The organism is Salinimicrobium sp. TH3, assembly GCF_026676115.1.
Lineage (GTDB): Bacteria > Bacteroidota > Bacteroidia > Flavobacteriales > Flavobacteriaceae > Salinimicrobium.
This window is the reverse complement of sequence record NZ_JAPONB010000010.1, coordinates 65,279-90,808: the sequence shown is the minus strand read 5'-3', so window position 1 is coordinate 90,808 and position 25,530 is coordinate 65,279. Positions and strand designations below refer to the sequence as shown.

General features: G+C 39.7%; 36 protein-coding genes. 1 reads left to right on the top strand and 35 read right to left on the bottom strand.

Going from position 1 to position 25,530, the window contains the following annotated elements; genetic code table 11:
- Positions 1 to 169: 169 nt before the first annotated feature.
- The 35 genes from OU683_RS14480 to rpsL all read right to left on the bottom strand — a co-directional run bounded on the left by OU683_RS14480 (position 170) and on the right by rpsL (position 21,797).
- Positions 170 to 1,459 (bottom strand): citrate synthase, encoded by a 1,290-nt coding sequence (locus tag OU683_RS14480; RefSeq protein ID WP_268139549.1) that lies wholly within the window; start codon positions 1,457 to 1,459, stop codon positions 170 to 172.
- A gap of 279 nt (positions 1,460 to 1,738) precedes the next feature.
- Complete coding sequence (eno, locus tag OU683_RS14475) at positions 1,739 to 3,031, bottom strand: phosphopyruvate hydratase (RefSeq protein ID WP_268139547.1); 1,293 nt, start codon at positions 3,029 to 3,031, stop codon at positions 1,739 to 1,741.
- A 391-nt stretch (positions 3,032 to 3,422) separates the two neighbouring features.
- The gene (gene carA / locus OU683_RS14470) at positions 3,423 to 4,544 is read right to left on the bottom strand and encodes a glutamine-hydrolyzing carbamoyl-phosphate synthase small subunit (protein ID WP_268139545.1); all 1,122 of its coding nucleotides are present in this window, start codon (positions 4,542 to 4,544) and stop codon (positions 3,423 to 3,425) included.
- A 190-nt stretch (positions 4,545 to 4,734) separates the two neighbouring features.
- Complete coding sequence (gene rplQ / locus OU683_RS14465; RefSeq protein ID WP_228915654.1) at positions 4,735 to 5,229, bottom strand: 50S ribosomal protein L17; 495 nt, start codon at positions 5,227 to 5,229, stop codon at positions 4,735 to 4,737.
- 94 nt (positions 5,230 to 5,323) lie between these two features.
- Positions 5,324 to 6,316, bottom strand: a complete 993-nt coding sequence (locus OU683_RS14460) for a DNA-directed RNA polymerase subunit alpha (protein WP_228915656.1) — start codon at positions 6,314 to 6,316, stop codon at positions 5,324 to 5,326.
- Positions 6,317 to 6,336: 20 nt separating this feature from the next.
- Positions 6,337 to 6,942: a 30S ribosomal protein S4 gene (gene rpsD / locus OU683_RS14455; RefSeq protein WP_268139543.1), complete on the bottom strand. Its 606-nt coding sequence runs from the start codon at positions 6,940 to 6,942 to the stop codon at positions 6,337 to 6,339.
- Positions 6,943 to 7,030: 88 nt separating this feature from the next.
- On the bottom strand, positions 7,031 to 7,420 hold the full coding sequence (gene rpsK / locus OU683_RS14450) for a 30S ribosomal protein S11 (protein WP_228915661.1): 390 nt from the start codon (positions 7,418 to 7,420) through the stop codon (positions 7,031 to 7,033).
- An 8-nt stretch (positions 7,421 to 7,428) separates the two neighbouring features.
- Positions 7,429 to 7,803 (bottom strand): 30S ribosomal protein S13, encoded by a 375-nt coding sequence (rpsM, locus tag OU683_RS14445; RefSeq protein ID WP_029035485.1) that lies wholly within the window; start codon positions 7,801 to 7,803, stop codon positions 7,429 to 7,431.
- Between the two features lie 2 nt (positions 7,804 to 7,805).
- Positions 7,806 to 7,922, bottom strand: a complete 117-nt coding sequence (gene ykgO / locus OU683_RS14440) for a type B 50S ribosomal protein L36 (protein ID WP_037325435.1) — start codon at positions 7,920 to 7,922, stop codon at positions 7,806 to 7,808.
- A 5-nt stretch (positions 7,923 to 7,927) separates the two neighbouring features.
- Positions 7,928 to 8,143: a translation initiation factor IF-1 gene (gene infA / locus OU683_RS14435; protein ID WP_006988529.1), complete on the bottom strand. Its 216-nt coding sequence runs from the start codon at positions 8,141 to 8,143 to the stop codon at positions 7,928 to 7,930.
- Positions 8,143 to 9,480, bottom strand: coding sequence for a preprotein translocase subunit SecY (gene secY, locus OU683_RS14430; RefSeq protein ID WP_268139539.1), 1,338 nt, complete (start codon positions 9,478 to 9,480; stop codon positions 8,143 to 8,145). The genes infA and secY overlap by 1 nt, the downstream gene beginning before the upstream one ends.
- 9 nt (positions 9,481 to 9,489) lie before the next feature.
- Positions 9,490 to 9,942, bottom strand: coding sequence for a 50S ribosomal protein L15 (rplO, locus tag OU683_RS14425; protein ID WP_228915671.1), 453 nt, complete (start codon positions 9,940 to 9,942; stop codon positions 9,490 to 9,492).
- A 9-nt stretch (positions 9,943 to 9,951) separates the two neighbouring features.
- Positions 9,952 to 10,134 carry a 50S ribosomal protein L30 gene (gene rpmD, locus OU683_RS14420; protein ID WP_029035482.1) on the bottom strand — a complete coding sequence of 61 codons (183 nt, stop codon included), beginning with the start codon at positions 10,132 to 10,134 and terminating at the stop codon, positions 9,952 to 9,954.
- Positions 10,135 to 10,146: 12 nt separating this feature from the next.
- On the bottom strand, positions 10,147 to 10,671 hold the full coding sequence (rpsE, locus tag OU683_RS14415; RefSeq protein WP_228915673.1) for a 30S ribosomal protein S5: 525 nt from the start codon (positions 10,669 to 10,671) through the stop codon (positions 10,147 to 10,149).
- Between the two features lie 4 nt (positions 10,672 to 10,675).
- A complete protein-coding gene (gene rplR / locus OU683_RS14410; protein ID WP_228915676.1) occupies positions 10,676 to 11,035 on the bottom strand; it encodes a 50S ribosomal protein L18 in 360 nt (119 codons plus the stop codon).
- 11 nt (positions 11,036 to 11,046) lie between these two features.
- A complete protein-coding gene (gene rplF, locus OU683_RS14405) occupies positions 11,047 to 11,589 on the bottom strand; it encodes a 50S ribosomal protein L6 (protein ID WP_268139537.1) in 543 nt (180 codons plus the stop codon).
- Positions 11,590 to 11,608: 19 nt separating this feature from the next.
- Positions 11,609 to 12,007 carry a 30S ribosomal protein S8 gene (rpsH, locus tag OU683_RS14400; protein ID WP_268139535.1) on the bottom strand — a complete coding sequence of 133 codons (399 nt, stop codon included), beginning with the start codon at positions 12,005 to 12,007 and terminating at the stop codon, positions 11,609 to 11,611.
- A 67-nt stretch (positions 12,008 to 12,074) separates the two neighbouring features.
- On the bottom strand, positions 12,075 to 12,344 hold the full coding sequence (rpsN, locus tag OU683_RS14395; protein ID WP_228915682.1) for a 30S ribosomal protein S14: 270 nt from the start codon (positions 12,342 to 12,344) through the stop codon (positions 12,075 to 12,077).
- Between the two features lie 2 nt (positions 12,345 to 12,346).
- Positions 12,347 to 12,898, bottom strand: a complete 552-nt coding sequence (gene rplE, locus OU683_RS14390) for a 50S ribosomal protein L5 (protein WP_228915684.1) — start codon at positions 12,896 to 12,898, stop codon at positions 12,347 to 12,349.
- 2 nt (positions 12,899 to 12,900) lie between these two features.
- Positions 12,901 to 13,212, bottom strand: a complete 312-nt coding sequence (gene rplX / locus OU683_RS14385; RefSeq protein WP_268139533.1) for a 50S ribosomal protein L24 — start codon at positions 13,210 to 13,212, stop codon at positions 12,901 to 12,903.
- A 12-nt stretch (positions 13,213 to 13,224) separates the two neighbouring features.
- Positions 13,225 to 13,593 (bottom strand): 50S ribosomal protein L14, encoded by a 369-nt coding sequence (gene rplN, locus OU683_RS14380; protein WP_228915687.1) that lies wholly within the window; start codon positions 13,591 to 13,593, stop codon positions 13,225 to 13,227.
- Positions 13,594 to 13,595: 2 nt separating this feature from the next.
- On the bottom strand, positions 13,596 to 13,853 hold the full coding sequence (gene rpsQ, locus OU683_RS14375; protein ID WP_268139531.1) for a 30S ribosomal protein S17: 258 nt from the start codon (positions 13,851 to 13,853) through the stop codon (positions 13,596 to 13,598).
- 17 nt (positions 13,854 to 13,870) lie between these two features.
- Positions 13,871 to 14,062, bottom strand: coding sequence for a 50S ribosomal protein L29 (gene rpmC, locus OU683_RS14370; RefSeq protein WP_228915691.1), 192 nt, complete (start codon positions 14,060 to 14,062; stop codon positions 13,871 to 13,873).
- Between the two features lie 11 nt (positions 14,063 to 14,073).
- Positions 14,074 to 14,493, bottom strand: coding sequence for a 50S ribosomal protein L16 (rplP, locus tag OU683_RS14365; RefSeq protein WP_029037135.1), 420 nt, complete (start codon positions 14,491 to 14,493; stop codon positions 14,074 to 14,076).
- 19 nt (positions 14,494 to 14,512) lie between these two features.
- Complete coding sequence (gene rpsC, locus OU683_RS14360) at positions 14,513 to 15,235, bottom strand: 30S ribosomal protein S3 (protein WP_228915693.1); 723 nt, start codon at positions 15,233 to 15,235, stop codon at positions 14,513 to 14,515.
- An 8-nt stretch (positions 15,236 to 15,243) separates the two neighbouring features.
- Positions 15,244 to 15,651 (bottom strand): 50S ribosomal protein L22, encoded by a 408-nt coding sequence (rplV, locus tag OU683_RS14355; RefSeq protein WP_228915695.1) that lies wholly within the window; start codon positions 15,649 to 15,651, stop codon positions 15,244 to 15,246.
- 8 nt (positions 15,652 to 15,659) lie between these two features.
- The gene (gene rpsS, locus OU683_RS14350) at positions 15,660 to 15,938 is read right to left on the bottom strand and encodes a 30S ribosomal protein S19 (RefSeq protein WP_029035468.1); all 279 of its coding nucleotides are present in this window, start codon (positions 15,936 to 15,938) and stop codon (positions 15,660 to 15,662) included.
- A gap of 6 nt (positions 15,939 to 15,944) precedes the next feature.
- Positions 15,945 to 16,772: a 50S ribosomal protein L2 gene (gene rplB / locus OU683_RS14345; RefSeq protein ID WP_268139528.1), complete on the bottom strand. Its 828-nt coding sequence runs from the start codon at positions 16,770 to 16,772 to the stop codon at positions 15,945 to 15,947.
- A gap of 9 nt (positions 16,773 to 16,781) precedes the next feature.
- Positions 16,782 to 17,072, bottom strand: coding sequence for a 50S ribosomal protein L23 (rplW, locus tag OU683_RS14340; RefSeq protein ID WP_228915699.1), 291 nt, complete (start codon positions 17,070 to 17,072; stop codon positions 16,782 to 16,784).
- A gap of 5 nt (positions 17,073 to 17,077) precedes the next feature.
- On the bottom strand, positions 17,078 to 17,707 hold the full coding sequence (gene rplD, locus OU683_RS14335) for a 50S ribosomal protein L4 (protein ID WP_268139525.1): 630 nt from the start codon (positions 17,705 to 17,707) through the stop codon (positions 17,078 to 17,080).
- Positions 17,707 to 18,318: a 50S ribosomal protein L3 gene (gene rplC / locus OU683_RS14330; protein WP_268139523.1), complete on the bottom strand. Its 612-nt coding sequence runs from the start codon at positions 18,316 to 18,318 to the stop codon at positions 17,707 to 17,709. The genes rplD and rplC overlap by 1 nt, the downstream gene beginning before the upstream one ends.
- Positions 18,319 to 18,468: 150 nt before the next feature.
- Complete coding sequence (gene rpsJ / locus OU683_RS14325; RefSeq protein WP_010181931.1) at positions 18,469 to 18,774, bottom strand: 30S ribosomal protein S10; 306 nt, start codon at positions 18,772 to 18,774, stop codon at positions 18,469 to 18,471.
- A 12-nt stretch (positions 18,775 to 18,786) separates the two neighbouring features.
- Positions 18,787 to 20,898, bottom strand: a complete 2,112-nt coding sequence (gene fusA, locus OU683_RS14320) for an elongation factor G (protein WP_268139508.1) — start codon at positions 20,896 to 20,898, stop codon at positions 18,787 to 18,789.
- Between the two features lie 3 nt (positions 20,899 to 20,901).
- On the bottom strand, positions 20,902 to 21,378 hold the full coding sequence (rpsG, locus tag OU683_RS14315) for a 30S ribosomal protein S7 (protein ID WP_228915708.1): 477 nt from the start codon (positions 21,376 to 21,378) through the stop codon (positions 20,902 to 20,904).
- A gap of 44 nt (positions 21,379 to 21,422) precedes the next feature.
- The gene (gene rpsL, locus OU683_RS14310) at positions 21,423 to 21,797 is read right to left on the bottom strand and encodes a 30S ribosomal protein S12 (RefSeq protein WP_029037125.1); all 375 of its coding nucleotides are present in this window, start codon (positions 21,795 to 21,797) and stop codon (positions 21,423 to 21,425) included.
- Positions 21,798 to 22,302: 505 nt separating this feature from the next.
- Here rpsL and OU683_RS14305 point away from each other — a divergent pair.
- Positions 22,303 to 25,521: a SusC/RagA family TonB-linked outer membrane protein gene (locus tag OU683_RS14305; protein ID WP_268139506.1), complete on the top strand. Its 3,219-nt coding sequence runs from the start codon at positions 22,303 to 22,305 to the stop codon at positions 25,519 to 25,521.
- The last annotated feature ends 9 nt before the right edge of the window (positions 25,522 to 25,530 follow it).

Here is a 25,530-nt window from a genome sequence, read left to right as displayed (position 1 = left end):
CAAATATAAGAAAAGGAATCGTCCCTAATAAGGGCTTAAAATGTTTCTTCATACCACCTTTTAAGGATTCAATTTCTTCGGAAGTTTGTACTGCTTAAACCGGTATTCTCATAAAAAAAAAGCTCCACAATTTTTGTGAAGCTTTATAAAATAAGTATTGAAAAAGATATTATCTTTTCTCTATTTCTTTAAAGGACCGTTTAGTCTCTCCAATATAAATCTGTCTTGGACGACCAATAGGCTCCTTTCTTAATCGCATTTCTCTCCATTGCGCAATCCATCCCGGTAGACGTCCTACAGCAAACATTACTGTAAACATCTCTGTAGGGATTCCCATTGCACGGTATATAATTCCTGAATAGAAATCAACATTAGGATATAATTTCCTGTCTACAAAATAAGGGTCTTCAAGCGCTGTTTTTTCAAGACCTTTGGCAATTTCAAGTATTGGATCATCAACTCCTAATTGCCCCAGAACTTCATCGGCAGCCTTCTTAATGATTCTTGCTCTTGGATCAAAGTTCTTATAAACCCTGTGACCAAAGCCCATTAATCTAAAAGGATCATCTTTATCTTTTGCTTTAGCAATGAACTTTGAAGTATCACCACCATCTGCTTTGATCTCCTCAAGCATTTCAATTACAGCCTGATTTGCTCCTCCGTGTAATGGCCCCCAAAGTGCAGATACTCCTGCTGAAATTGAAGCGAAAAGTCCGGCGTGAGAAGAACCTACAATCCTTACTGTAGAAGTAGAGCAGTTTTGCTCATGGTCTGCATGAAGAATCAACAGTTTATCCAGAGCGTTTACCACTACTTTGTTTTGTCTGTAAGATTTCTTAGGATTATCATCCTGGAACATCATTTTCAAGAGGCTTTCAACATAGCCAATATTGGTGTCTTTATTATAAAGTACCTGATCGTTCTTTTTACGCAAGGTCCACGCAGCCAGTACAGGGAATTTTGCGAGGATCTTTACGATCGCTCTGTACATATCCTCTTCGGAATCCACATTAACCGACTTTGGATTAAAAGCGGTAAGTGCACTGGTAAGAGAGGATAAAACTCCCATAGGATGTGCGGTTTGTGGAAAACCTTTAAGAACAGTTTTCATATCCTCGTTCACAATGCTCTGATCAAGAATATCTGTATTGAATTTTTGCAGCTGAGTTTGGGTTGGTAATTCTCCAAAAATCAAAAGGTAAGCTACTTCCAGAAAATCAGCTTTTTCGGCCAACTCCTCGATGGAGTACCCGCGGTATCTTAAAATCCCTTCTTCCCCGTCGAGAAAAGTTATTGCACTTTCACATGCACCGGTATTTTTATATCCGGGATCTAAGGTTATTGCTCCACTCTGCCCTCTTAACTGAGTGATATCCAGGGCAACTTCTTTTTCGGTGCCCACAACCATTGGTAGATCATAGGTCTTTCCATCTATTTTTATAGTAGCTACTTTTGACATATTTTTTATGGATTTGCTTATAATTTATTTTCAGGATTGCTAATTTACAAAATTCTACCTTAATTTTTAGTTAGAGCAGCCCTTTTCCTCAACTCCGGAAAAAATGAAAAGTAGTCTTGAAACATCTTTTTCAAAGCTTAATTTTCGGCTATCTCCCTAATTTTCAATTGTCTTAAAAATAGCAGAGTAAAAGATCAAAAAGAATGACGAAGATCATATTATAAAATAAAAAGCCCTTCCTGGAAGAGGAAAGGCTTTTAAATATAAAAAGAAGTAAACCTATCGGTTGATCTTAAAGGCTTTTTCCTGAGGGAAATAAGCAACACTTCCAAGTTCTTCTTCAATTCTAAGAAGTTGGTTGTACTTGGCCATACGGTCACTACGTGAAGCCGAACCGGTTTTGATTTGCCCTGTGTTTAAAGCAACAGCAAGATCTGCGATAGTGTTATCTTCAGTCTCTCCAGACCGGTGAGACATTACAGAAGTATAACCCGCATTATGTGCCATATTTACTGCCGAAATGGTTTCGGTCAATGTACCAATCTGGTTTACTTTAATAAGAATAGAATTGGCAATCTTGTTCTCGATACCTTTTGATAAACGCTCAACGTTGGTGACAAAAAGATCATCCCCTACAAGTTGAACTTTATCTCCAATCTTTTCGGTAAGTGCTTTCCATCCATCCCAGTCATTCTCGTCCATTCCATCTTCAATGGAAATAATAGGATATTTTGAAGCTAATTCAGCAAGATATTGTGCCTGCTCTTCACTACTTCTAACTTTCCCGGATTCTCCTTCAAATTTGGTATAGTCATACTTTCCGTTTTCATAGAATTCGGCAGCAGCACAATCCAATGCGATCATAACTTCTTCACCCGGTTTGTAACCTGCATTTTTAATCGACTTCAAGATAGTGTCCAAAGCATCTTCTGTTCCGTCTAAAGTTGGCGCAAAACCACCTTCATCTCCTACAGCTGTACTAAGTCCGCGGTCATGCAATACTTTTTTCAGGTTGTGGAAGATCTCTGTACCCATCTTTAAAGCTTCGGAAAAATCCTTTGCCTTAACGGGCATCACCATGAACTCCTGAAAAGCAATAGGAGCATCACTGTGGGATCCACCATTGATAATGTTCATCATTGGAACAGGAAGCGTATTGGCACTCACTCCACCTACGTAACGATAAAGCGGCATGTTGAGTTCATTTGCCGCTGCCTTGGCCACTGCAAGGGAAACCCCAAGAATAGCATTGGCTCCAAGCTTTGATTTATTTGGTGTACCATCAAGTTCGATCATTGCCTGATCGATTATGTTCTGGTCAAAAACTGAATATCCCAGAAGTTCTTCAGCAATGACCTCATTTACATTTTTGATCGCTTTTGAAACACCTTTACCCATGTAATCCTTTCCACCGTCACGAAGTTCAACGGCTTCATGCTCTCCTGTAGAAGCTCCTGAAGGAACTGCTGCTCTTCCAATTATTCCGTTTTCAGTTTCAACATCCACTTCAACGGTTGGATTTCCACGAGAATCAAAAATTTGACGGGCATGAATATTTATTATAATGCTCATATTTATAAATTTTAATTAATTATCTTTTTTTGCCCCTGCAAGATACGAATACTTCAAAAGAATAGTAAAAACCAAAGACTTTACTTCAAGGGAATTAAGAGAAATTTATTAACGAATACGATGTAGATGATGAGCACATAGCTCCTGAAAATCTTAGTAGCTCATCAAACTGAAGAAATAGGCAAAACCGGGGAAACCAGGTATTATCTTGTGGCAATAGTGAAAGATATTTTTATTAGGAATTTTAAATAAAAAAAGGAAAAAACCAGCCTTCTCCCTTCCCTCAAAAAATTAATTTTTACAGTGAGGTCACGTAAAAACAGAAGTTTTAGAAAACCAGAAATCCTCTTCAAAAATGGCATTTTTGAAGAGGATTTCTAAACAAGAGTAATTACTCAGCTGAAATTTGCTCGCCAATAAGGTTATGAATAAACTCATCAAAAAGATAATGAGCATCGTTGGGGCCGGGACTGGCTTCGGGATGATATTGAACAGAGAAACAATTCTTATTCTTCATCCTTATTCCTGCCACAGTATGATCATTTAAGTGAGTGTGGGTCACCACAACCTGGGGATGAGCTTCTGTCTCCTCTTTGTTCACAGAAAAACCATGATTTTGAGAAGTGATCTCCCCTTTACCTGTTTCAAGGTTTAAAATAGGGTGGTTTATTCCGCGATGCCCATGATGCATCTTGTATGTTGAAATTCCGTTAGCCAAAGCAATGATCTGGTGACCGAGACAGATTCCAAAAAGGGGCTTATCATCTTCCATGATTTCCTTTGCTACCTGGATAGCGCTTTCAAGTGGCTTTGGATCCCCGGGACCATTTGAAAGTAAATAACCATCTGGCTCCCACGCCTTCATATCTGAATAGGTAGCATTGTAAGGAAAGACTTTACAATATACATCTCTTTTAGAAAGATGCTTTAAAATGCTCTTTTTGACACCCACATCAAGAACTGCAACCTTGAATCTCGCATTTTCGTCTCCAAAAAAGTAAGGTTCTTTTGTTGAAACTTTAGAAGCTAGCTCTAAACCATCCATATTAGGTACGGCAGCCAATTCTTCTTTTAAAGCTTCAATATCTTCAAATTGTGAAGTGATCACGGCATTCATAGCTCCGTTCTCTCTTATATAAGTTACTAAAGCACGGGTATCCACATCTGAAATTGCGAAAAGGTCGCTGCGATCCAAAAACTCCTTTAAAGTTTCATCGGCAGCGGGACGGGTTTGATAGTAACTGAAGTTTTTACAAATTAAACCGGATATTTGAGCTGTGTCAGCTTCCTTTTCTTCTTCATTTGCCCCGTAATTGCCAATATGGGCGTTCGTTGTTACCATGATCTGTCCAAAATAAGAAGGATCTGTAAAGATTTCCTGGTAACCTGTCATTCCGGTGTTGAAACAAACCTCCCCAAAGGCTTTTCCATCCTTATCTCCTACAGCTTTCCCATGGAAGATCGTACCATCTTCCAGCAACAGAATAGCTTTTTTTCTTGTTTGGTATTTCATAAGTGTTTCCTCTTTAAACTTTTGCAAAATTATCACTTTTGAAGCAGATAATTTTGAACTTAATGATATTGATTCTTTTCTAAAAATTTATCCTGAAAATACCTTTTTTGGAACCTTGATTTCAGGATATAAAAAAAGGATAAGCTTTAACGGCTTATCCTTTTTAAAATTTATGAAGAAAGAGTCATTTCTATTCCTCGTTTCCTTCGTTTTTCTTGTCATCAGCAGAAGCTTCAGGCTTCGTTTGAGCAGTATCGGCAGATTTCTTACCTCTACCGGCTCTACGAGTAGATTTCTTCTTCTCTGGTTTGTTCACGTTATAGATCTCGTTGTAATCTACAAGCTCTATAAGTGCCATATCTGCATTATCACCTAAACGGTTACCCAATTTGATGATCCTGGTGTATCCTCCGGGACGGTCACCAACTTTAGGAGCTACCTCACGGAATAATTCAGTGATCGCATCTTTGTCGCGAAGTTTACTGAAAACTATTCTTCTGTTGTGGGTAGTATCTTCTTTTGATTTGGTTACCAATGGCTCTACAAATTGCTTTAAAGCTTTTGCTTTGGCAACAGTAGTATTGATACGTTTGTGCTCAATTAGGGAACAAGCCATATTTGCAAGCATAGCCTTGCGGTGTGCGGTTTGTCTTCCTAAGTGGTTTATTTTTTTTCCGTGTCTCATGACATTTTTGTTTCATCATCTTGCTACGACCCATTTTGGGGAGCAAACTATGACGGTTACTGTATAATTTTGACAGTTGCGAAATTAACCGCGACTAGTCTTTATCTAATTTATATTTTGAAAGATCCATACCAAAGTTCAATCCTTTGTTGTTTACCAACTCTTCAAGTTCGGTAAGGGATTTCTTTCCGAAGTTACGGAACTTCATAAGGTCATTCTTGTTGTAAGATACTAAGTCACCAAGGGTATCAACTTCAGCAGCTTTTAGGCAGTTCAATGCTCTAACTGAAAGGTCCATATCAACCAGTTTGGTTTTTAGTAACTGACGCATGTGAAGAGATTCTTCATCATACGTTTCTGTCTGTGCAATTTCATCGGCCTCCAAAGTGATGCGCTCATCAGAGAACAGCATAAAGTGGTGGATCAAAGTCTTGGCAGCTTCAGTCAAGGCTTCCTTTGGATGAATAGAACCATCTGTAGAGATCTCAAAAACAAGTTTCTCATAATCGGTCTTTTGTTCAACCCGGTAGTTCTCGATGCTATACTTCACATTTTTCACTGGTGTGTAAATGGAGTCTGTATAGATCGTACCGATAGGAGCGTTGGCTTTCTTGTTCTCTTCAGCAGGAACATATCCTCTACCCTTTTCTACGGTAACTTCCATATTAAGGTTTATCTTCTTATCCATATTACAGATCACAAGATCTGGGTTTAGGATCTGGAAACCAGAGATAAACTTCTGAAAGTGTCCTGCAGTTAATTGCTCCTGACCTGAAACAGAAATAGTAACGGCTTCATTGTCTATTTCATCAATTTGCCTTTTAAACCTGATCTGCTTTAGATTCAGGATAATTTCGGTTACGTCTTCTACTACCCCCGGGATAGTTGAGAATTCGTGCTCTACTCCTTCGATGCGAACCGATGTAATAGCGAACCCTTCAAGTGAAGATAAAAGTACTCTTCTTAGAGCGTTACCTACAGTTAATCCATAACCTGGTTCCAAAGGGCGAAATTCAAATTTCCCTTCGAAATCGGTAGAATCAATCATTATAACTTTATCGGGCTTCTGAAAATTTAATATTGCCATATTACGACTTCTGTGAATTATTATTTCGAATATAATTCGACGATGAATTGTTCATTTATATTTTCGGGAATTTGTACTCTTCCCGGAACAGAAACATAAGTTCCCTGTTTGGTCTCATTGTTAAAGGTGATCCATTCGTATACACTGCTGGAATTAGCTAATGAATCCTGGATAGCTGTTAAGGATTTGGATTTCTCTCTTACTCCTACTACATCTCCTGCCTTTAACTGGTAAGAAGGAATGTTTACTAATTCACCATTCACAGTTAGGTGCCTGTGAGAAACCAACTGTCTTGCAGCACGTCTCGAAGGGGCAATTCCCATTCTGTATACAACATTGTCTAAACGAGACTCACATAATTGTAAAAGCACCTCCCCGGTAATTCCCTGGGCACGTGTTGCTTTTTCAAACATGTTCCTGAATTGACGCTCAAGGATACCATAAGTATACTTAGCTTTTTGCTTCTCCATTAACTGGACAGCATATTCAGATTTTTTTCCGCGACGACGGTTGTTACCGTGTTGTCCCGGAGGATAATTTCTTTTTTCGAATGATTTGTCATCTCCGAAAATAGCTTCCCCGAATTTACGGGCGATTTTAGTCTTTGGACCAGTATATCTTGCCATTGAAAAATTTGTTATAAAGCAAGCGATCGTGGAATTAAGGTCACTGTCCTTCGCAGATCTCTTTGCTTACTTTTGTTATACTTGTTAATTAAACTCTACGTCTTTTTGGAGGACGACATCCATTGTGTGGAAGTGGAGTAACGTCAATGATCTCGGTTACTTCAATTCCTGCATTGTGAAGGGAACGAATTGCAGATTCTCTACCGTTTCCTGGTCCTTTCACAAATACTTTCACTTTACGAAGACCTGCTTCGTGAGCTACTTTTGATGCGTCTTCTGCAGCTAATTGTGCTGCATAAGGAGTGTTCTTCTTAGATCCTCTAAAGCCCATTTTACCGGCAGAAGACCAGGAGATAACATCACCTTTCTTATTGGTTAACGAAATTATAATGTTGTTGAAAGAAGCAGTAACATGCGCTTCTCCAATAGACTCAACATTAACTTTACGCTTCTTTTGAGCTGCTTTTGCTTTTGCCATCCTACTTATTATTTAGTTGCTTTCTTCTTGTTTGCAACTGTTTTTCTTCTTCCTTTTCTGGTTCTGGAGTTGTTTTTGGTTCTTTGTCCTCTTAACGGTAATCCCGCTCTGTGACGAATTCCTCTATAACTTCCAATATCCATTAAGCGCTTGATGCTCAATTGAACTTCTGAACGTAATTCTCCTTCAATTTTAAAGGCTCCAACAGCTTCACGGATTCTTCCGATCTCGTCATCGTTCCAGTCTGAAACTTTCTTCCCTTCTTCTACGTTGGCCTCTTTTAGAATTTCCTGAGCTCTGCTCTTTCCAATTCCGAAGATATAGGTCAATGCTATAACGCCTCGCTTTTGTTTTGGTATATCAACACCTGCAATTCTAGCCATAACTACCCTTGTCTTTGTTTAAATTTTGGATTCTTTTTGTTAATCACGTACAGTCTGCCTTTTCTTCGCACAATCTTGCACTCGGCACTTCGTTTTTTAATTGATGCTCTAACTTTCATAGTTATTAGTATCTGTAAGTTATTCGAGCCTTAGATAAATCATACGGGCTCATTTCTAATTTCACTTTGTCCCCAGGCAATAACTTAATATAATGCATTCGCATTTTACCTGAAATATGCGCGGTCACTACATGACCATTCTCTAATTCCACCCGGAACATGGCATTTGACAATGCCTCAATGATCGTTCCGTCTTGCTCTATTGCCGATTGTTTTGCCATTATGCTACTGCTTTTCTGTTTTTACCGGTTTTCATAAGACCATCATAATGTCTGTTCAACAGGTATGAATTAACCTGTTGCATGGTATCGATTGCAACTCCTACCATGATCAACAATGATGTTCCTCCAAAGAACAACGCCCATCCGGTCTGAACTCCTAAAAGAGAAACGACAATTGCAGGGAACACTGCGATAAGCGCTAAGAAAACAGAACCCGGCAGGGTGATTTGCGACATGATGCGGTCTAAAAATTCGGCAGTTTCTGTCCCGGGTCTAATTCCGGGGATAAAACCACCACTCCTCTTAAGATCATCTGCCATTTTATTTGTAGGTACCGTAATCGCGGTGTAAAAGTACGTAAAAATAATAATTAGTAACGCAAACACCAGATTGTACCAAAAGCCGAAGATATCGCTGAAGGCAGCAGTCACTCCCTGGGCAGTTTCAGACTGTGAAAGTCCGGCAACCGCGGCAGGAATGAACATGATCGCCTGCGCGAAAATGATCGGCATAACTCCAGAAGCATTTAGCTTCAATGGAATATATTGTCTAGATCCAAATACATTTTTTTCATATCCCCCGCTTGCAGTTCTTCTTGCATATTGCACAGGGATTTGTCGTACCGCCATCACCAACATTACCGAAGCCATAATAATAGCGAACCAAATAACCAGTTCAATAAGGATCATGATTAAACCTCCGTTTGACTGAGTCACCCTGGAAGCCCATTCCTGTATGAATGCTAGTGGCAAAGTGGCGATAATACCCACCATAATAAGAAGGGAAATACCATTACCAATACCTTTATCGGTTATCTTTTCACCTAGCCACATCGCGAAGATGGTACCTGTAGTAAGGATTATTACCGACGAAGTAACGAAAGTTACTGTACTTCCCAGAAGGAATGCACTTGAAGGTAAAGTGGCAAAAAGGTTATAAATATAACCCGGCCCCTGTACAAGTGTAATGGCTATGGTAAGCCACCTGGTGATCTGGTTGATTCTTCTACGACCACTCTCCCCTTCTTTCTGTAACTTTTGAAGGTAAGGAACTGCAATACCCATTAACTGCACTACAATCGAGGCAGAGATATAAGGCATAATACCTAAAGCAAATACCGAAGCATTCGAGAATGCACCCCCGGTAAAGGCGTTAAGAAGTCCAAGAAGTCCGCCATCTGTCTGAGTGGAGAGGTTCGCTAATTGGGACGCATCAATACCCGGAAGCACTACTTGCGCTCCAAAGCGATACACCAACAACAAACCGAGGGTCACTAAAATTCTATTTTTTAGCTCCTCGATTTTCCAGATATTCTTTAATGTATTGATGAATTTCATTGTTATCTATTATAAAGTAACAGCTTCACCACCAGCAGCTTCAATAGCTTGCTTTGCTGAGGCAGTAAATTTATGAACAGATATTTTCAACTTTGCTTTTAATTCTCCTCTACCTAATATCTTAACCAACTCATTTTTTCCGGCCAATCCGTTCTCTACAAGAACTTTCATGTCTACCGTATCGGTAATTCTACCTTCATCAACCATCGCCTGAAGAGTATCAAGGTTGATCCCCTGGTAATCCTTGCGATTGATGTTCGTGAACCCGAACTTAGGAACACGTCTTTGAAGTGGCATCTGCCCACCTTCAAATCCAATCTTCCTGGAGTAACCAGAACGAGATTTGGCACCTTTGTGACCACGGGTAGCAGTACCGCCTTTCCCGGATCCTTCACCACGCCCAACTCGCTTACTGTTACTTTGAACTGAACCTTTCGCAGGTTTTAAGTTACTTAAATCCATGTGAATTTCTTATTTGGTCTCTTCAACAGAGACTAAGTGATTTACTTTATTTACCATACCAAGGATGTTTGGCGTATTTTCATGCTCCACAACCTGTCCAAGTTTTCTTAGACCAAGTGCTTCCAAAGTACGTTTTTGGTTTTGAGTGCGTTTGATTGCACTTTTTACCTGTGTAACTTTAATTCTTCCCATTATTCCTTGTTATTAACCTTTAAAAACTTTCTCAAGAGAGATACCACGTTGACGCGCAACAGTCTCTGCACTTCTTAACTGAAGTAAAGCATCAAAAGTAGCTTTCACAACATTATGAGGGTTTGATGAACCCTGGTTCTTTGATAATACATCATGAACACCAACAGCTTCAAGTACTGCACGAATTGCTCCACCCGCAATAACTCCGGTACCGGGAGCGGCCGGCAATAACATTACTCTGGCTCCACCGTATTTCCCTTTTTGCTCGTGAGGCAGGGTACCCTTGTTTAGAGGGATACGCACCAGGTTTTTCTTCGCGTCTTCAACTGATTTCGCAATAGCATCGGCTACCTCTTTTGATTTTCCTAACCCGTGGCCTACAACACCATTTTCATCACCTACAACTACAATAGCAGAAAAACCGAAAGCTCTACCACCTTTTGTAACTTTAGTAACACGTTGTACACCCACCAAGCGATCCTTTAATTCAAGTCCGCCCGGTTTTACAAGTTCTACGTTTTTATAATCCTGATACATATTTTTAGAATTTTAGTCCTCCTTCGCGAGCACCTTCTGCTAATGATTTTACTCTTCCGTGATATAAATATCCTCCTCTATCAAAAGAGATGGTCTCTATCCCGGCCTTTAAAGCTTTTTCAGCAATAGCTTTTCCAACTAATGCTGCCTGCTCAATTTTATTCTCTACAGTCGCAGATGCAACTTCTTTATCTCTTGAAGAAGCAGCTACCAAAGTTTTTCCATCCACATCATTCACGATTTGAGCATAAATTTCTTTATTGCTTCTAAAAATTGAAAGTCTTGGACGGCCCTGAGTACCGCTTATATCTCTTCTGATCCTTTTCTTGATCTTAGTTCTTCTATCTTGTTTTGAAACTGCCATAATCTTACTTATTAAGCTGATTTACCTGCTTTTCTTCTTAACTGTTCACCTCTGAACTTAATACCTTTACCTTTGTATGGTTCCGGTGCACGGAAAGATCGAATCTTTGCAGCTACCTGGCCTACCAGTTGTTTATCATGTGAAGTCAATTTCACAATAGGATTTTTACCTTTATCTGAAATTGTTTCCACTTTTACTTCGGGAGCCAAATCTAAGACAATGTTATGAGAGTACCCAACAGCAAGATCCAATTTTTGACCCTGGTTAGATGCACGGTATCCTACACCAACTAATTCAAGTTCATGTGTGAATCCGTTAGAAACACCTTCGATCATATTGCTAATCAAAGCGCGGTAAAGACCGTGCTTTGCTTTGTGATCCTTTTTATCTGAGGGACGCTCAAAAGTGATAACTCCATCTTCGATAGTGATATCAATCTCAGAAAATTCCTGAGTTAGCTCCCCTAATTTTCCTTTTACCGTAACAACTCCGTCTTTAATGTCTACTGTAACACCTTGTGGAATTGTGATTGGACTTTTACCTATTCTGGACATTTCTTTTCGTCTTTAAATATTAGTAAACGTAGCACAATACCTCACCACCAACTTTTTCCTGTTGTGCCTGCTTTCCGGTCATTACACCATGAGAAGTCGAAACAATAGCAATTCCAAGGCCGTTTAGGATACGAGGAAGTTCATTGGCACCGGCATATTTACGTAAACCGGGTTTACTTATGCGTTGAATTTTCTTGATAACAGGTTCTTTAGTAACCTTATCATATTTTAGTGCAATTTTGATGCTGCCCTGGGCAGTAGAATCATCAAATTTGTAACTAAGGATGTATCCCTGATCAAAAAGTATCTTGGTGATTTCCTTTTTAAGTTTAGAAGCAGGGATCTCCACCACTCTGTGGCTTGCAGCAACTGCATTTCTAATTCTTGTTAAATAATCTGCAATAGGATCTGTATTCATCTATTTTAATTTGCGGAAGGGGTTTTCCCTCGATAATTATCGGGGAACCTTCTCCCAATTTATAATCTTACCAACTAGCTTTTCTAACTCCGGGAATTAATCCATTGTTCGCCATTTCCCTGAAGGTAACCCTGGAAATACCGAACTGTCTCATATACCCTCTTGGTCTTCCTGTTAGCTTACAACGGTTGTGCAAACGTACAGGTGATGAGTTCTTTGGTAATTTTTGTAATCCCTCGTAATCGCCAGCTTCTTTAAGAGCCTTGCGTTTCTCGGCATACTTTTCTACCAATTCCTGTCTCTTCACCTCACGGGCTTTCATTGATTCTTTAGCCATAATTAATTCTTTTTAAAAGGTAATCCTAGTTCGGTTAACAATGATTTCGCTTCTTTATCTGTAGGTGCGCTGGTCACAAAGGTAATATCCATACCATTGATCCTGTTCACCTTGTCGATATCGATCTCAGGGAAAATAATTTGCTCGGTTACACCAAGGTTATAGTTTCCTCTTCCATCAAAACCAGTAGCGTTAATCCCATTAAAATCCCGTACACGTGGAAGTGCAGAGGTTATTAAACGATCAAGGAATTCATACATTCTTTCTCCTCGTAAAGTAACTTTAGCACCAATAGGCATTCCTTTACGAAGTTTAAAAGAAGCAACATCCTTTTTAGAAATGGTCGCAACGGCTTTTTGTCCAGTGATAGCTGTTAATTCATCTACCGCATGGTCAATAAGTTTCTTATCTGCAACAGCAGCACCAACCCCACGGCTCACAACTATCTTCTGTAGTTTTGGAACCTCCATAAGATTGGAGTAGCTGAATTCTTCTGTAAGAGCGGAGATCACTCTCTCTTTATACTCTTGTTTAAGTCTTGGTACGTACGCCATAACTAAATTACTTCATTGGATTTTTTGGAAAACCTAACTTTCTTATCATTCTCTGTTCTATATCCAACCCTGGTGTTATCACCATTCTTGTCAATTAAAGAAAGATTGGAAATATGAATAGGTGCTTCCTTCTTCTTAATTCCGCCTTGAGGATTTGATGCGCTAGGTTTCTCATGCTTGGAAACCATGTTCACTCCTTCCACAATGGCTTTATTCTTATCCAGAAATACTTGCTGCACTTTACCTTCCTGACCTTTATGGTCCCCGGAAGTTACACGCACATTATCTCCAGTTTTTATTTTAAGCTTTTTCATCTTACTTCTGTATTAAAGCACTTCTGGTGCCAATGATACAATCTTCATGAATTGCTTATCACGAAGTTCACGTGCTACAGGACCGAAAACACGTGTACCTCTCATCTCCCCTGAAGGGTTAAGAAGAACACACGCATTGTCGTCAAAACGGATATAAGACCCGTCTGGTCTGCGCACTTCTTTTTTGGTACGAACAACAACTGCTGTTGAAACTGCACCTTTCTTAACGTTCCCGTTTGGTGTAGCTTCTTTTACGCTGACAACGATCTTGTCTCCAACAGAAGCGTATCTTCTATTTGTACCGCCCAATACACGAATCACTAAAACTTCTTTAGCCCCGGTATTGTCTGCAACTCTTAATCTAGACTCTTGTTGTACCATAATTACTTCGCTCTTTCAATTATTTCTACTAATCTCCAGCATTTTGATTTACTCATAGGACGAGTTTCCATGATCCTTACAGTATCTCCAATGTTGCAGTCGTTTGTTTCGTCGTGTGCCATGTATTTTTTCGTCTTCAAAACGAACTTCCCATACATGGGGTGCTTTACTTTCTTAGTTTCTGAAACCACAATAGACTTAACCATCTTATTGCTAGTAACAACACCTATACGTTCTTTTCTTAAGTTTCTTTTTTCCATTTTCAGCAGAATAACACTTATTGTTGTTCTCTTTTAGTTAACTCTGTAGCAATACGCGCTATAGATCTTCTTACAGTTCTCAACTGTATTGGGTTCTCTAATGGCGATACTGCGTGAGCCATTTTAAGATCGGAATATGCTTTCCTTTCCTTACCAAGTTCTTCCTGTAATTCTGCTACAGACAATTCTCTAACTTCTGATTGTTTCATGACGTGTCTAATTAAGCTTGATAATCTCTAGCTACAATGAACTTAGTTTTCACAGGTAGTTTCTGTGCTGCCAGGCGCAAGGCCTCTTTAGCAACATCAAAAGGCACTCCTCCTATTTCAAAAAGTATTCTTCCGGGTTTTACAACTGCCGCCCAGTATTCAACAGCACCTTTTCCTTTACCCATACGTACTTCAAGAGGCTTTTTAGTGATAGGCTTATCTGGAAAAATTTTGATCCAAAGTGAACCTTCCCTCTTCATATAACGGGTAGCGGCAATACGTGCAGCTTCAATTTGTCTTGCAGTCACAAAATTTGAATCTAATGATTTGATTCCAAAGGTTCCGTTTGAAAGTCTGTGCCCTCTTTGAGAAACACCTTTCATACGGCCTTTTTGCATCTTGCGATATTTTGTTCTTTTAGGCTGTAACATTTTTCTTTACTTTAAAAAATTACTTTCTACGACGTGATTTTGGTGCACCACTTCGTCCGGCTCCGGTTTTTCCTCCTTGTTTTTTGGCCATGCCAACAAGTGGAGAAAGTTCTCTTTTACCGTATACCTCGCCTTTCATGATCCATACTTTAACACCCAGTCTACCATAAGTAGTATGAGCTTCAACTAAAGCATAATCTATGTCGGCTCTAAATGTTGACAATGGAATTCTTCCATCCTTGTAAGATTCTGAACGAGCCATCTCTGCCCCATTCAAACGCCCGGAGATCTCAATCTTGATCCCTTCAGCATTCATCCTCATTGCAGCCGCAATTGCCATTTTTATTGCACGACGGTAAGAGATACGATTCTCAATTTGTCTTGCAACGCTGGATCCCACTAAATGAGCATCCAACTCTGGCCTTTTAATTTCAAAGATGTTGATTTGAACTTCCTTGTCGGTGATCTTCTTAAGCTCTTCTTTCAACTTGTCTACCTCCTGTCCACCTTTCCCAATAATGATACCAGGACGGGCAGTGGTGATAGTAACGGTTACAAGTTTAAGAGTACGCTCAATAATCACTCTTGATACACTCGCTTTTGATAGACGAGCATGGATGTATTTTCTAATCTTATCGTCTTCGGCTAATTTATCGCCGTAGTCATTTCCTCCGTACCAGTTGGATTCCCATCCTCTAATGATACCAAGACGATTCCCGATTGGATTTGTTTTCTGTCCCATACTCTTAACTAGCTTTGTGTATTATTGTTTGCTCCTAGTACCAATGTAACATGGTTGGAACGTTTTCTAATTCTATGTGCGCGACCTTGTGGTGCAGGACGTAGTCTCTTCAACATACTTCCTCCATCAACACGAATCTCCTTTACAAACAACTCTGCATCTTCAATGCTTGCATCTTCATTCTTAGATTGCCAGTTGGCAATTGCCGACAATAACAACTTCTCAAGACTCTTAGACGCATCTTTAGAATTGAATTTCAAAATATGAAGCGCTCTTTCTACTTTTTCACCACGAACAAGATCTGCAACCAGACGCATTTTTCTTGGCGAAGTAGGGCAGTTATTTAGTTTAGCAAAAGCTATTTGCTTCTTAGCTTCTTTAGTCTGCTCTGCTCTTTCTCTTTTACGAACTCCCATAGCTTCAATTATCTTTTACCTTTATTCTTAGCACCAGCATGACCTCTAAAAGATCTTGTTGGTGAAAATTCACCTAATTTATGACCTACCATGTTCTCAGTAATGTACACAGGAACGAATTGACGTCCGTTGTGCACAGCAATAGTTTGCCCTACAAAATCTGGAGTGATCATAGAAGCCCTTGACCAGGTCTTGATAACCGCTTTCTTCCCAGACTCTGTATTCTGAGCAACTTTTTGCTCTAATTTATAGTGAACGTAAGGTCCTTTTTTTAATGAACGTGCCATATCTTATTATTTCTTTCTACGTTCTACAATATATTTATTACTCGACTTCGTCTTAGAACGGGTTCTGAAACCTTTAGCAGGTATACCTTTTCTAGAACGTGGGTGACCTCCAGAAGCACGACCTTCACCACCACCCATTGGGTGATCTACAGGGTTCATAACAACAGGTCTTGTTCTTGGTCTTCTACCCAACCATCTGTGTCTACCGGCTTTACCTGAAATTAACAACTGGTGATCACTGTTTGAAACAGCCCCAATAGTTGCTATACAGCTAGCCAACACCCTACGGATCTCTCCAGAAGGCAATTTAATGGTTGCGTATTTTCCCTCTCTCGCCATTAGTTGCGCAAAAGCACCTGCACTACGAGCCATTACAGCTCCCTGTCCCGGCCTAAGCTCAATACAAGAGATAATAGTACCCAAAGGAACTATAGACAAAGGCATAGCGTTCCCAATTTCGGGCGCTATATCTTGCATTCCAGATACTATATTCTGCCCAACCTGAAGTCCATTTTGAGCAATAATATATCGTTTCTCACCATCCTGATAATTCAATAAGGCGATAAAAGCAGTTCTGTTTGGATCGTATTCAATAGAAGCGACAGTTGCAGGAATTCCCTGCTTATCTCTTTTAAAATCAATAATCCTGTAACGCTTTTTATGACCACCACCTATATAGCGCATGGTCATTTTTCCTTGACTGTTTCTACCACCTGATCTTTTGTTCGGAGCCAATAAACTTTTCTCCGGCTTATCAGTAGTGATCGCGTCAAATCCGTTCACTACTCTAAAACGCTGACCAGGGGTAACTGGTTTTAATTTTCTAACTGACATTTTTTAATCTTAGAGATTACTATATAAATCAATAGTTTCACCTTCCGCCACCTGTACTAGTGCTTTTTTGAAAGCACTGGTTTTACCAGTGACAACACCTGTCTTTGTATAACGGGTTTTTCTGTCCGGGCGAACGTTAATGGTACGAACTTTAGTAACTGAAACACCATAAGCAGACTCAACTGCGTCTTTAATTTCAATCTTATTCGCCTTATTATCAACTACAAAAGCGTACTTATTGTTAAGTTCGCTATCTGCCGTAGCTTTCTCTGTAATAATAGGTTTTATTAAGATACTCATAATGCTTATTTACTTAAATTCGACTCAATTCCTTCTAGAGACCCCTCTAAAAACACAAGATTATTTGCGTTTAAAATTTTGTAAGTGCTTAATTCTGAAGCACTTACAACCTCCGAGGCCTTTAAATTGCGTGACGACAAATATACGTTTTTATTCGAGTCACCCAACACTATCAAAGATTTTTTCCCATCTAGCCCCAAAGCCTGTAAAACTTCAATGAAGTTCTTGGTTTTTGGAGTGTCAAATGAAAAATCTTCCACTACCATTATAGAGTTGTCATTTGCCTTCATAGACAGCGCAGATTTCCTGGCCAGCCTCTTCAAGCTTTTGTTCAACTTAAAAGAGTAACTTCTTGGTCGCGGACCAAATACTCTACCTCCACCTTTAAAAATAGGAGACTTGATACTCCCTGCACGGGCAGTACCTGTACCTTTTTGTTTCTTGATCTTACGCGTAGAACCTGTAATTTCTGCACGTTCTTTTGCTTTATGAGTACCCTGGCGCTGATTAGCCAGGTATTGCTTCACGTCAAGATAAACAGCATGGTTGTTTGGCTCCACTGCAAAAACAGCATCAGAAAGGTTTGCCTTTCTCCCTGTTTCTTTTCCTTTTATATCTAAAACTGCTACTTCCATTACTTCTGAATGATTACGTAAGAGTTCTTATGTCCTGGAACAGCACCTTTTATAACAATAAGGTTCTTTTCTGCTACCACTTTTAAAACTCTCAGGTTTTCTACTTTTACTTTTTCACCGCCCATTCTACCGGCCATGCGCATTCCTTTGAAAACTCTCGCAGGATAAGACGCCGCACCAATAGATCCGGGAGCCCTTAAACGGTTATGTTGACCGTGAGTCGCCTGTCCAACACCACCAAAACCGTGACGCTTAACAACACCTTGAAAACCCTTACCTTTTGAAATACCGGAAACGTCTACAAATTCGCCTTCAGCAAAATGTTCAACGGTGATAGTATCACCTAGTTTGTGCTCTCCTTCAAATCCCTTGAATTCAACGACTTTGCGCATTGCTGCGGCTCCGGCCTTTTTAGCGTGCCCTTCGGCAGCCTTATTAGCAGTCTTTTTGTCATCGAAACCAAGTTGAAGAGCTTCGTACCCGTCAACCTCCTCGGTTCTGACTTGGGTAATTACACATGGCCCAGCTTGAATAACGGTACAGGGAATGTTTTTTCCGTTCTCGTCAAAAATGCTGGTCATGCCAATCTTTTTTCCTATTAACCCAGACATAATTAATTATTAGTTATTAATTTATATTTATTTAAAAATATTCAGGATTGAAAAACACTTCCAATCCTGAATGTATTTTTCACCGTTTTTCCCTCGCCTAAAGCTCAGGACATGTATGACCCCGAAACTGGTTCGAAGCCGTTAGTGCTATCACACTTTAATCTCAACCTCTACTCCACTTGGCAATTCAAGTTTCATCAAGGCATCGATAGTTTTTGAAGAAGAACTGTATATATCCAGTAGTCTCTTATATGAGCTTAACTGAAATTGCTCTCTTGACTTCTTGTTAACGTGCGGAGAACGCAATACAGTAAAGATCTTCTTGTGAGTTGGCAATGGAATAGGTCCCGTTACCACAGCTCCCGTACTTTTTACGGTTTTTACAATCTTCTCGGCAGATTTGTCTACCAGGTTGTGATCGTAAGATTTTAGTTTTATTCTGATTTTTTGACTCATTTTCCTGATAAATTAATCGTTAGCGGTTCCCTTTTCTGCCTTCATGATTGCTTCTGATATATTAGAAGGAGTCTCGGCATAATGAGAAAATTCCATTGTAGAGGTTGCACGCCCCGAAGAAAGGGTACGCAATGTAGTAACATATCCAAACATCTCAGATAATGGCACTTCAGCTTTGATCACTTTTGCACCAGATCTGTCAGACATGTTATTCACCTGTCCACGACGTCTGTTCAAATCTCCTACTATATCACCCATGTTCTCTTCAGGAGTAACCACTTCTACTTTCATGATTGGCTCAAGGATCACAGCACCTGCTTTTTTAGCAGCAACTTTATAACCCATTTTCGCAGCCAATTCAAACGAAAGTTGATCGGAATCCACAGGGTGGAAAGATCCATCCTTAAGAACCACTTTTAAGGTATCCATGGTGAAACCTGCCATAGGGCCGGTTTTCATCGCCTCTCTAAATCCTTTTTCCACTGAAGGAATGAATTCTTTAGGAATACGCCCACCTTTAATCTCATCAACAAATTGTAGTCCAGGTCCTTTAAAGTCCTCGTCTGCAGGTCCTAATGTGAATACAATATCACCGAATTTACCACGACCACCAGATTGCTTTTTATAAACCTCTCTGTGATCTGCATTTTTGGTTACTGTTTCTTTGTACTCAACACGTGGCTGACCTTCATTTACCTCAACCTTAAATTCCCTTTTCAAACGATCTACAAGGATCTCAAGGTGAAGCTCACCCATTCCTGAAATAATTGTTTGTCCTGAAACTTCATCAGTTTTAACCTGGAAAGTTGGATCTTCTTCAGCTAATTTAGCCAAAGCCATACCCATCTTATCCACATCTGCCTTGGTTTTAGGCTCAACAGAAATACCAATTACAGGCTCAGGGAAAGACATTGACTCCAATACAATTGGATGTTTCTCGTCTGTAAGGGTATCTCCTGTTTTAATATCTTTAAATCCAACAGCCGCACCAATATCTCCGGCTTCAATTCTGTCAATTGGCTGTTGTTTATTTGCATGCATCTGGTAAATACGAGAGATACGCTCTTTCTTACCAGAACGGTTGTTCTGAACATAAGAACCTGCATCTAACGCTCCTGAATAAACTCTAAAGAAAGCTAAACGTCCAACGAAAGGATCGGTAGCAATTTTAAAAGCTAGTGCAGAAAAAGGTGAATCCACATGTGGCTTACGACTTTCTTCTTTTTCTGTATCAGGATTAACACCTACGATAGCCTCAACATCAACCGGTGAAGGAAGGTAACGCATTACCGCATCCAACATCGCCTGAACTCCTTTATTTTTAAAGGCAGAACCACACATCATAGGAATAATAGACATATCAATTGTTGCAGCTCTAAGCGCAGCAATGATCTCGTCTTCTGTAATAGAATTCTCGTCTTCGAAGAATTTCTCCATTAAAGCTTCATCGTACTCGGCAACTGCCTCAACCAATTCAGCTCTATATTTATTCACATCTTCTTCAAGCTCTGCAGGAATCTCGATGGTTTCGTACGTCATTCCGTAGTCCTCCTCATTCCAAACAACTGCTTTCTTAGAGATAAGATCAACAACTCCTTTGAAGTCGATTTCATCCCCAATAGGAATTTGTAATGGAACAGGATTTCCACCAAGCATTTCTTTAACCTGCTTACACACTTTAAAGAAATCTGCACCCTGGCGGTCCATTTTATTCACGAAACCAAGTCTTGGAACTCGATATTTATCGGCTTGTCTCCAAACAGTTTCAGATTGTGGCTCAACACCATCAACCGCGCTGAAAAGAGCAACCATCCCGTCAAGAACACGAAGTGAACGCTCTACCTCTACAGTAAAGTCAACGTGCCCGGGAGTATCAATAATATTAACTGTGAATTCCTGATCGCGGTACATCCACTTACAGTGAGTCGCAGCCGAGGTAATGGTAATACCTCTCTCCTGCTCCTGCTCCATCCAGTCCATTGTAGCCGCACCATCGTGCACCTCACCAATTTTATGACTAATACCGGTATAGAAAAGGATACGTTCTGTTGTAGTGGTTTTACCCGCATCAATATGCGCAGCAATACCAATATTTCTAGTAAATTTTAAATCTCTTTGTGCCATTTTTTAGAATCTAAAGTGAGAGAATGCTTTGTTAGCTTCAGCCATCTTATGGGTATCAACCCTCTTCTTCACAGCCGCACCTTCTTCTTTAGCAGCAGCAAGAACCTCTGCAGCTAATCTTTGAGCCATAGATTTCTCGTTACGCTTCCTGGAAAAGGAAATCAACCACTTCATAGCGGTCGAAACTTTACGATCTGGTCTAATTTGCATTGGGATCTGAAAAGTAGCACCTCCAACTCTACGACTACGTACTTCTACGTGAGGCATAACATTAGAAAGAGCATCTTTCCAAAGCTCAAGTGCAGTTTTTTCTTCGTCTTGTTTTTTCTCTTCTACTATAGCAATAGCATCGTAGAAAACTTTAAAGGCTACAGATTTTTTACCATCCCACATCATCATGTTAACAAAACGTGTTACTAACTGATCATTAAACTTTGGATCTGGTAAAAGTGGCCTTTTTTTCGCCTGTCTTTTTCTCATTTCTTCTTTGTAATAAGTTAATTGTTACTTGCCGTGGAAATAGATTATTTCTTAGGCTTTTTAGCACCATACTTGGACCTGCGCTGAGTTCTTCCTGCAACACCAGCGGTGTCAAGGGCTCCACGCACAATATGATACCTTACTCCAGGCAAATCTTTAACTCTTCCGCCTCTAACCAATACTATCGAGTGCTCCTGGAGGTTGTGTCCTTCACCGGGGATGTACGCGTTCACCTCTTTACCGTTAGTCAACCTTACCCTTGCTACTTTACGCATAGCAGAGTTTGGTTTCTTAGGTGTAGTGGTGTAAACACGAGTACATACTCCTCGTCTTTGAGGACAGGAATCCAAAGCAGCCGATTTACTCTTCTTGGTAATTGTAGCTCTTCCTTTTCGTACTAATTGTGAAATTGTTGGCATAATTTCTTTTACACTAATTATTTATTTGATATAATCCCTTTTTTAAAAAGGTCTGCAAAGGTAGAAATAAAACCGGATTAATCAAATCTTAAGGAATTAATTTTCAGACATATCATCTTTTTAAAAAAACTCAGCATTCCCCTTCCTGCGGTTTCATCTGTCAAACATTCTCCTAAAACAGGAATTATTTAATATGGACGTTTACCGTTTTAAGCTTTTTAACACGCAATAGAGTTTGACACTTTTATTCTGAAAAATTTATATTAAAATTTAATTTTTAAACACCTGGAAGCATAAAGATGAAAAACTATTACACCTCTCTTATACATTCTATTGAGCTACAAATAAGGCAACTACATAAATATCATGAAATCATAAAAAAGGTTAAATAAAAGCTAAATATTGACCCCGAAAGAAGCTTAAAATGATTTTTTAAAGAAAAAAAGTTGCTCACATGACAATTTATCGTCAAATTTGGCACTGGCTAATTCAAATAAATCTTAAAATGAAAACAAAGTTAAGTGGAATGCTAACGCTGTTACTGGCGTTAGTCGTGCAAATAACATTTGCACAACAAGATCTCACAGTCACGGGTACTGTGACCGATGGTAACGGAATGCCTCTCCCAGGTGTAAACGTACTCGTTAAGGGTACAACCAAAGGGGTGCAAACCGATTTCGACGGAAATTATTCTATTGAAGTAAGTCAGGGCGAAGTTCTGGTTTTTTCCTATTTAGGAATGAAAACTGCAGAATATCCTGTTACTAATGTAGATACAATAGATGTCGTACTACAGCAAGATGCTGCACAACTTGAAGAAGTGGTGGTGACTGCTCTGGGTATTTCCAGGGAGAAGCGGTCTCTGGGTTATGCAACCGAAGAGGTTAGCGGCGCCGAAGTAAACACCGCAAAAGAAGGAAACTTCATCAACTCATTATCCGGGAAAGTTTCGGGTCTTGACATTAAGAAAAGTAGTACTTTAGGTGGTTCTTCTAACATTATCATCCGTGGTTACACCTCTTTAACAGGTAATAACCAACCTTTATTCGTAGTTGACGGAGTGCCTATTAGTAATGAAAACACTAACACTTCAGACCAAACTACAGGTAGAGGGGGATACGATTATGGTAACGCCGCAATGGATATCAACCCAGATGATGTAGCTTCCGTAAACGTTTTAAAAGGTGCTGCTGCATCTGCTCTTTATGGATCACGTGCTGCAAACGGTGTAATTATCATCACTACTAAGTCAGGTCAAAAAAATGAGGACATTGGTGTTACAATTTCTTCTGGAGTAACATTCTCTAAGATGGATGATGACACTTTTGTTGATTACCAAAAAGAATACGGTGCCGGCTATGGTGAATTCTATGAAACAGGTTATTTCGACAGTTGGGATGTAGACGGTGACGGGACAGATGATCTTGTTGTTCCTTTTACTGAGGATGCATCTTTTGGTGCTAGATTTGATCCTAGTTTAATGGTATTCCAGTGGGATGCTTTATATCCTGAATCTCCAAACTACCTTCAAGCTACACCATGGACAGCTGCAGAGAATGGACCAGAATCTATTTTTAGAACAGGGGTTTCTTACAACAACAGTATCTCACTTGATGGGGGAACTGACAAAAGCACCTACAGATTAGGTTACACACTTTACGATCAGGAAGGTATTCTTCCAAACAGTAATATTAGAAGAAACACTGTAGATGTAAAAGCTACTCATGACTTCACCGACAAATTAACTGCAGGAGTTACTGCCACTTATACCAACACAAGCGGTAAAGGACGTTACGGTACAGGATACAGTGGAACAAACATTTTCCAGTCTATGCGTCAATGGAACCAGGCAAACGTTGATTTTGAAGCTCAGAAAAGAGCCTATTTCGAAACCGGGCGTAACATCACATGGAACTATGCAGATGCAGAAAATGGAAATTTCCTCCCTATCTATACTGATAACCCATACTGGCAACTTTATGAGAACTATCAGAGTGATGAAAGAAACAGAGTTTACGGTAACTTCAATGTAAATTACACATTTACAGACTGGCTTACTGCTACAGGACGTGTATCTATGGATTACTACAATGATTTCCGTGAAGAAAGAAGAAACGTAGGAAGTAATGGAGTACCACACTACCGTAGATATGATGCTACCTATAAAGAACTCAACTATGACCTTCTTCTTAATTTTGATCACGATCTAAATGAAGATATCAACCTTGCAGGTATTCTTGGTGTTACAGCAAGAAGAATGGATATGTCTCAAATGAGAGCATCAACCACTGGTGGTTTGGTGATCCCTGGCCTATTTGCTCTATCAAATTCTGTAAACCTTCTGGTACCACCAACTGAAGAAGTTACAGAACTTCATACAAATGGTTATTTTGCCAGTGCATCTTTTGGATACAGAGATTTCTTATATGTGGATGTAACAGGAAGATTTGATGAAGTATCTTCTTTACCAGAAGAGGATAACACATATTTCTATCCTTCTGTGTCAACCAGTCTTGTATTCTCAGAATTACTTGATAACAACTGGTTAAGTTTCGGTAAGTTCAGAGCTAACTATGCAGAAGTAGGTAACTATGCTCCGGCATTGTCTGTAAATGACACTTACTTTAGTCCAACTAACTTTACGACTCCTCTTTATTCGGTTTCCAGTACAGCAAACAATCCAAACCTTAAGAATGAGACAACCAAGAGTTGGGAAGCTGGTGTAGAAATGTCTTTTTTCCAAAGACGTGTAGGTTTTGATGCCGCCGTTTACCAGTCAAATTCTGTTGACCAATTGATGCCAGTTACAGTTTCTGCTGCAACCGGATATACAAGAAGATGGGTAAATGCCGGTGAGATCGAAAACAAGGGTATTGAGCTTAGTTTTTATGGTAGCCCAATTAGAACTACAGACTTCGAATGGAGAATCAACGCTAACTGGTACAAGAATGAAAGTGAAGTACTTTCATTATTTGAGGACAACCAGAACCTGCAAATGGCAGCACTTCAGGGAGGAATAACTATTAATGCTACAGTAGGACAACCTTACGGAACGATCTGGGGAACTAACTATACCTATTTAGAAGATGGAAGTGGTCCTGTGATCAATCCAACTAATGGAAGGTTCGTTGTAGATGGAACTCCTCAGGTGATTGGTGATATCAATCCAGACTGGAAAGCAGGTATTAGCAACTCCTTATCTTACAAGGATATTTCCTTAAGTTTCCTTATTGACATACAAGAAGGTGGAGACATCTTCTCACTTGATACCTGGTATGGTTTCGCAACCGGAGTACCGGCCAAGACTGCTGGACTTAATGAACTTGGAAATCCTGTAAGAGACCCAATCGCCGATGGTGGTGGACTATTATTGGAAGGAGTTAATCCTGATGGATCTCCAAATACTACAAGAACTCAAATGGAGAACTATGCAAACGCCATTGGTTATGGTTATGCACCAAATGCATACCATGTATACGATGCGAGTTTTGTAAAGCTAAGAGAGGTAACATTGTCTTATTCTTTTCCAGCAAGTTTATCTGAAAGAATTTCTATGACAGATATTACTCTTTCTGCGGTGGGAAGAAACCTTTGGATCATCGACAAAAATATCCCTTACTCAGATCCAGAAGCAGGCTTAAGCTCTGGAAACATTCAGGGATACCAGTCTGGAGCCATTCCAACATCCAGAGAATATGGTTTTAACGTAAGACTACAATTTTAAAAATATAAA

Coding starts and splice junctions, on each gene's coding strand:
- rplE (WP_228915684.1), bottom strand. CDS start 12,898: ATGGCGTACGTACCAAGACTTAAACAAGAGTATAAAGAGAGAGTGATC.
- OU683_RS14460 (WP_228915656.1), bottom strand. CDS start 6,316: ATGGCAATATTAAATTTTCAGAAGCCCGATAAAGTTATAATGATTGAT.
- rplR (WP_228915676.1), bottom strand. CDS start 11,035: ATGGCAGTTTCAAAACAAGATAGAAGAACTAAGATCAAGAAAAGGATC.
- carA (WP_268139545.1), bottom strand. CDS start 4,544: ATGAAATACCAAACAAGAAAAAAAGCTATTCTGTTGCTGGAAGATGGT.
- OU683_RS14480 (WP_268139549.1), bottom strand. CDS start 1,459: ATGTCAAAAGTAGCTACTATAAAAATAGATGGAAAGACCTATGATCTA.
- rplX (WP_268139533.1), bottom strand. CDS start 13,212: ATGAAAAAGCTTAAAATAAAAACTGGAGATAATGTGCGTGTAACTTCC.
- fusA (WP_268139508.1), bottom strand. CDS start 20,898: ATGGCACAAAGAGATTTAAAATTTACTAGAAATATTGGTATTGCTGCG.
- secY (WP_268139539.1), bottom strand. CDS start 9,480: ATGAAATTCATCAATACATTAAAGAATATCTGGAAAATCGAGGAGCTA.
- rplO (WP_228915671.1), bottom strand. CDS start 9,942: ATGGATTTAAGTAACTTAAAACCTGCGAAAGGTTCAGTTCAAAGTAAC.
- rplC (WP_268139523.1), bottom strand. CDS start 18,318: ATGTCTGGGTTAATAGGAAAAAAGATTGGCATGACCAGCATTTTTGAC.
- OU683_RS14305 (WP_268139506.1), top strand. CDS start 22,303: ATGAAAACAAAGTTAAGTGGAATGCTAACGCTGTTACTGGCGTTAGTC.
- rpsN (WP_228915682.1), bottom strand. CDS start 12,344: ATGGCTAAAGAATCAATGAAAGCCCGTGAGGTGAAGAGACAGGAATTG.
- rpsD (WP_268139543.1), bottom strand. CDS start 6,942: ATGGCAAGATATACTGGTCCAAAGACTAAAATCGCCCGTAAATTCGGG.
- eno (WP_268139547.1), bottom strand. CDS start 3,031: ATGAGCATTATAATAAATATTCATGCCCGTCAAATTTTTGATTCTCGT.
- rpsG (WP_228915708.1), bottom strand. CDS start 21,378: ATGAGAAAAAGACAGGCGAAAAAAAGGCCACTTTTACCAGATCCAAAG.
- rpsJ (WP_010181931.1), bottom strand. CDS start 18,774: ATGAGTCAAAAAATCAGAATAAAACTAAAATCTTACGATCACAACCTG.
- rpmD (WP_029035482.1), bottom strand. CDS start 10,134: ATGGGAAGAATTAAAGTTACACAGGTAAAAAGTGCAATCAAACGCACT.
- rpsC (WP_228915693.1), bottom strand. CDS start 15,235: ATGGGACAGAAAACAAATCCAATCGGGAATCGTCTTGGTATCATTAGA.
- rpsM (WP_029035485.1), bottom strand. CDS start 7,803: ATGGCTAGAATTGCAGGTGTTGATATACCAAAACAAAAGCGAGGCGTT.
- rplF (WP_268139537.1), bottom strand. CDS start 11,589: ATGTCCAGAATAGGTAAAAGTCCAATCACAATTCCACAAGGTGTTACA.
- ykgO (WP_037325435.1), bottom strand. CDS start 7,922: ATGAAAGTTAGAGCATCAATTAAAAAACGAAGTGCCGAGTGCAAGATT.
- rplP (WP_029037135.1), bottom strand. CDS start 14,493: ATGTTACAGCCTAAAAGAACAAAATATCGCAAGATGCAAAAAGGCCGT.
- rplV (WP_228915695.1), bottom strand. CDS start 15,651: ATGGGAGTTCGTAAAAGAGAAAGAGCAGAGCAGACTAAAGAAGCTAAG.
- rpsH (WP_268139535.1), bottom strand. CDS start 12,007: ATGAATACAGATCCTATTGCAGATTATTTAACAAGAATTAGAAATGCA.
- rplN (WP_228915687.1), bottom strand. CDS start 13,593: ATGGTACAACAAGAGTCTAGATTAAGAGTTGCAGACAATACCGGGGCT.
- rplD (WP_268139525.1), bottom strand. CDS start 17,707: ATGGAAGTAGCAGTTTTAGATATAAAAGGAAAAGAAACAGGGAGAAAG.
- rpsK (WP_228915661.1), bottom strand. CDS start 7,420: ATGGCAAAAGCAAAAGCAGCTCAAAAGAAGCGTAAAGTTAATGTTGAG.
- rpsL (WP_029037125.1), bottom strand. CDS start 21,797: ATGCCAACAATTTCACAATTAGTACGAAAAGGAAGAGCTACAATTACC.
- rpmC (WP_228915691.1), bottom strand. CDS start 14,062: ATGAAACAATCAGAAGTTAGAGAATTGTCTGTAGCAGAATTACAGGAA.
- rpsS (WP_029035468.1), bottom strand. CDS start 15,938: ATGGCACGTTCATTAAAAAAAGGACCTTACGTTCACTATAAATTAGAG.
- rplW (WP_228915699.1), bottom strand. CDS start 17,072: ATGAGTATCTTAATAAAACCTATTATTACAGAGAAAGCTACGGCAGAT.
- rpsQ (WP_268139531.1), bottom strand. CDS start 13,853: ATGGAAAAAAGAAACTTAAGAAAAGAACGTATAGGTGTTGTTACTAGC.
- rplB (WP_268139528.1), bottom strand. CDS start 16,772: ATGTCAGTTAGAAAATTAAAACCAGTTACCCCTGGTCAGCGTTTTAGA.
- infA (WP_006988529.1), bottom strand. CDS start 8,143: ATGGCAAAACAATCGGCAATAGAGCAAGACGGAACGATCATTGAGGCA.
- rpsE (WP_228915673.1), bottom strand. CDS start 10,671: ATGTATCAGGATTATAAAAACGTAGAACTTGTAAAACCGGGCGGACTT.
- rplQ (WP_228915654.1), bottom strand. CDS start 5,229: ATGAGACACGGAAAAAAAATAAACCACTTAGGAAGACAAACCGCACAC.